Source organism: Streptomyces sp. NH27 (assembly GCF_056859195.1).
The window spans coordinates 1-2,012 of the sequence record NZ_JACEGK010000831.1; the positions used below are offsets into that span (position 1 = coordinate 1).

Here is a 2,012-nt window from a genome sequence, read left to right on the forward strand (position 1 = left end):
GACCGAACCCGCGCGGCGAAGTACAGTTGTCTGTTCGCCCGCCAGCCGTCGGAGGCCCCGTTGTCCTGCTTGATCGTCCAGAGCGACAAAACGCTCCTCCTGGAGGTCGACCACGAGCAGGCGGACGCCTGCCGCCGTGCGATCGCCCCGTTCGCCGAACTGGAGCGTGCCCCCGAGCACATCCACACCTACCGGCTGACGCCGCTGGGCCTGTGGAACGCCCGGGCGGCCGGGCACGACGCCGAGCAGGTGGTGGACGCGCTGGTCGAGTACTCCCGGTACCCGGTGCCGCACGCGCTGCTGGTCGACGTCGCCGAGACGATGGACCGCTACGGGCGGCTGCGGCTGAGCAAGGACCCGGCACACGGCCTGGTGCTGACCACCACCGACCGCCCCGTACTGGAGGAGATCCTGCGCTCGAAGCGGGTACAGCCGCTGGTCGGCGACCGGATCGACGCGGACACGGTTGCCGTGCACCCCTCGGAGCGCGGCCAGATCAAGCAGGTGCTGCTGAAGCTGGGCTGGCCGGCCGAGGACTTCGCCGGGTACGTCGACGGCGAGGCGCACCCGATCGAGCTGGACGAGAGCAGTTGGGCGCTGCGCCCGTACCAGAAGCAGGCTGTGGAGGGTTTCTGGCACGGCGGCTCCGGCGTGGTCGTGCTGCCCTGCGGCGCGGGCAAGACCCTGGTCGGGGCCGGCGCGATGGCGCAGGCGAAGGCCACCACGCTGATCCTGGTGACGAACACCGTCTCGGCCCGCCAGTGGAAGCACGAACTGGTGAAGCGCACCTCGCTCACCGAGGAGGAGATCGGCGAGTACAGCGGCACCCGCAAGGAGATCCGCCCGGTCACCATCGCCACGTACCAGGTGCTCACCACGAAGCGGAAGGGCGTGTACTCGCACCTGGAGCTGTTCGACTCCCGCGACTGGGGGCTGATCGTCTACGACGAGGTGCACCTGCTGCCCGCGCCGGTCTTCAAGTTCACCGCCGATCTCCAGGCCCGCCGCCGGCTCGGCCTGACCGCGACGCTGGTGCGCGAGGACGGCCGCGAGTCCGACGTGTTCTCGCTGATCGGGCCGAAGCGGTTCGACGCGCCGTGGAAGGAGATCGAGGCGCAGGGGTACATCGCGCCCGCCGACTGCGTGGAGGTCCGGGTCAACCTCACCGAGGCCGAGCGGCTGGCGTACGCGACGGCGGAGACCGAGGAGAAGTACCGCTACTGCGCGACCACCGCGACCAAGCGGAAGGTCACGGAGGCGCTGGTGGCCAAGCACGCGGGGCAGCAGACCCTCGTCATCGGGCAGTACATCGACCAGCTCGACGAGCTGGGCGAGCATCTGAAGGCGCCGGTGATCAAGGGCGAGACGACGAACGCGCAGCGCGAGAAGCTCTTCGAGGCGTTCCGGCAGGGCGAGCTGTCGGTGCTGGTCGTCTCCAAGGTGGCGAACTTCTCCATCGACCTGCCCGAGGCGACGGTCGCGATCCAGGTCTCCGGGACGTTCGGCTCCCGCCAGGAGGAGGCGCAGCGGCTCGGCCGGGTGCTGCGGCCGAAGGCCGACGGCCATGAGGCGCGCTTCTACTCCGTGGTGGCCCGCGACACGATCGACCAGGACTTCGCGGCCCACCGCCAGCGGTTCCTCGCGGAGCAGGGGTACGCCTACCGCATCGTGGACGCGGACGACCTGCTCACCGGCTCCGCGGACGCGGACGACGTCTGAGCGGCCCGGTACCCGGCCGCGTTGCTCAGTAGCGGTTGTTCTCGGCGCCGAGCACGACCACCTCGACGGCGGTGGTGACGAACACCTTGACCGCGCGCAACGCGTTGCCCACGCGGTGTCGCGGGTGGCCGGGGCGGGCGCCGATCGCGGTGCCGCCGTGGACAGTGGGACCTGGGGGAAGTGTGGTGGAGGCCATATCTCCAAGGTAGGGATCACACGCTCGGCGTACGTCGGGCCATGGGCGTATATCGGACCGGGCGAGTGCGACTTCGGGCTGACCCCGGACCCTGACG

Annotated in this window: 2 protein-coding genes; one reads left to right on the forward strand and one right to left on the reverse strand. The window is 70.3% G+C overall.

Features of this window, described 5'->3' with window-relative positions; genetic code table 11:
• Positions 1 to 60 precede the first annotated feature (60 nt).
• Positions 61 to 1,719 (forward strand): DNA repair helicase XPB, encoded by a 1,659-nt coding sequence (locus tag AC13HU_RS36295; RefSeq protein WP_483046258.1) that lies wholly within the window; start codon positions 61 to 63, stop codon positions 1,717 to 1,719.
• Between the two features lie 25 nt (positions 1,720 to 1,744).
• Here the strand turns inward: AC13HU_RS36295 and AC13HU_RS36300 are convergent, their stop codons facing one another.
• A complete protein-coding gene (locus AC13HU_RS36300; RefSeq protein WP_483046257.1) occupies positions 1,745 to 1,915 on the reverse strand; it encodes a hypothetical protein in 171 nt (56 codons plus the stop codon).
• Between the last annotated feature and the right edge of the window lie 97 nt (positions 1,916 to 2,012).

Coding starts and splice junctions, on each gene's coding strand:
- AC13HU_RS36300 (WP_483046257.1), bottom strand. CDS start 1,915: ATGGCCTCCACCACACTTCCCCCAGGTCCCACTGTCCACGGCGGCACC.